Annotated in this window: 2 protein-coding genes and 1 pseudogene; all 3 read right to left on the reverse strand. The window is 73.3% G+C overall.

The genetic code is table 11. The features are described 5' to 3' along the window. Positions 1-622, reverse strand: a pseudogene (locus tag EIO58_RS16985) (hypothetical protein); the annotation flags it as partial. Then, a complete protein-coding gene (locus tag EIO58_RS16990) occupies positions 622-1,467 on the reverse strand; it encodes a PP2C family protein-serine/threonine phosphatase (protein WP_127820454.1) in 846 nt (281 codons plus the stop codon). The gene EIO58_RS16990 and the pseudogene EIO58_RS16985, both read right to left, overlap by 1 nt. Then, on the reverse strand, positions 1,464-1,965 hold a 502-nt coding region (locus EIO58_RS16995; protein WP_164861827.1), incomplete at its 5' end, for an FHA domain-containing protein. The genes EIO58_RS16990 and EIO58_RS16995, both read right to left, overlap by 4 nt.

The following is a 1,965-nucleotide window of genomic DNA, read 5'->3' on the forward strand; positions in this document are numbered from 1 at the left end:
CCACCGACGGTTCTGGTGCGGGCAGCGGAGACGGAGCGGGCACGACCGCTTCAGGCCTCGAGTCCCCTCCGGCCCCGCCCGGCGCGGTCGCAGCCGCACCCTCGGGCGCCCACACGACGACCGAAGCGAGGACCACGCCGTCGGCCACCGGCAGCTCGGGGGTTCGCGACGCCATCGCCGAGACTGGGCCTACACGCCCGGAGGCTTCGGACGACGCCCCAGCGGGGCCCGGCGGGGGCGTGGGGGACGTCGCCGCCGGCGTCGATCGCGACGACACCGTGACGCGGCCGGCGTGATCCACCACGCGTTCGCTCCACGTCGTGACGCCCTCGCCCGAGATCGACTCGGGGCGGTCGGACTCGACCTGCAGCACGAACGCGCCGCGCACGGCGACGCGCACCTTGTCGCCCTCGGCGAGGGCCACCGCGAACGACGGCATTGCGGTCAGCGACGCACCGTACGCGCCGGTGAGCGCCTCGATGACCCCGCCCAGCCCACGGTTCTCGGCGATCAGCCCGCGCACCCGCACGGCGACCTTCACGGGGCTTCCGGGTTCGAGCACGACGACGCCCTGCGGCGTGGCCGCGACGAGCGAATCGCCCGGAGAGTACAGCGAGGGCATCAGAATCCTCCAGCGGCGACGGCGCGGGGAAGCGTATCGCCGTCGATCTCGACGTCGGTCGTGGGGGCTGCTGGTACCGTATCGCGCTCGCCCGAGGGGTCGGCGCGCGTGCTGACGACGACGGCGTCCACGACGAGCACCGTGATGTTGTCGCGCCCACCGCTGATCATGGCCTCGTGCACGAGTCGAGTGGCCGCCGCCTGCGGATCGCTCTCATCGCGCAGCACGTCGTGGATGCGGGAGTCCTCGAGCTCGCTCGAGAGGCCGTCGGAGCACACCAGGATGCGGTCGCCGGCCTCGGCCGGGAGCATCCAGTAGTCGGGCTCGCCGTCGCTGCCGGCCCCGATCGCCCGCGTGATCACGTTGCGGCGCGTGTCGCGGTGCGCGGCCTCGGCGCTCAGCTCGCCGCTGTCGATGAGCTCCTGCACCACGGAGTGATCGACGCTCACCTGCTCGAAGCGGCCCTCGCTGAGCCGGTACGTCCGCGAGTCGCCCAGGTTGACCGCGAGCCAATAGCCCTCGCCCGCGACATCGGCGATGACGACGCCGCTCAGGGTCGTGCCGGCTCCCGCACCGGAGCCGGCCGGCAGTGCGTCGACCCGTCGGCGTGCCCGGGCGATGGCGGCGTGGATGTCGTCGATCGTGAGGCTGTCGCGACCGGTGAACGCGACGAACTCGTCGATCACGGTCGCGCTCGCGATCTCGCCCGCCTGATGTCCGCCCATGCCGTCGGCCACGAGGAACAGTGGCGACCTGGCCAGGAACGAGTCCTCGTTGATGCGCCGCCGCAAACCTGCGTCGGTGGCTGCGCCGCACCGCACCGTGATGGGCGGGTCCTGCGTCATATGACGCCCACCGTCGTGCTGCGGTCGCCGAGGTCGAGTCGGTCGCCGTCGCGCAGGGTGGTGCGCACGCCCGGGACGAGCGGAAGACGCCCGCCATCGCGCACCAGCACCGTCCCGTTCGTGGAGTGGCGATCGACGATCCACGGACCGCGCTCGTCCGAGCCGACCTCGAAGTGCGTCTTCGACAGCGACAGCGTCTCGTCGCGCACCGCGACGGTCACGGCGCCCGCCTCACCTGCCGGGTTGCGGCCGTACAGCGTGCGGCCATAGACGGCCATGCGCGTGCCGTCGTCCCACGTGAGCACCGCGAGCACGGGCGCGTCGGGATACAGCGCCGCCCGCTGCGCGGGAGGGGGAACGGCTGCCGCCACCCGCGTCCGCTCGACGTCCTCGGCGAGCGCGGCGCCGGCCGGGACGAGTTCGAACGCGGCGGGAGCAGGAGCGGGAGCGTATGCGGCCGGTGCCGGCGCGTATGCGGCCGGTGGCGCGTATGCGGCC

The sequence above is a fragment of the Microbacterium sp. CPCC 204701 genome (genome assembly GCF_004010105.1).
In the GTDB taxonomy this organism is placed as follows: Bacteria; Actinomycetota; Actinomycetes; order Actinomycetales; family Microbacteriaceae; genus Microbacterium.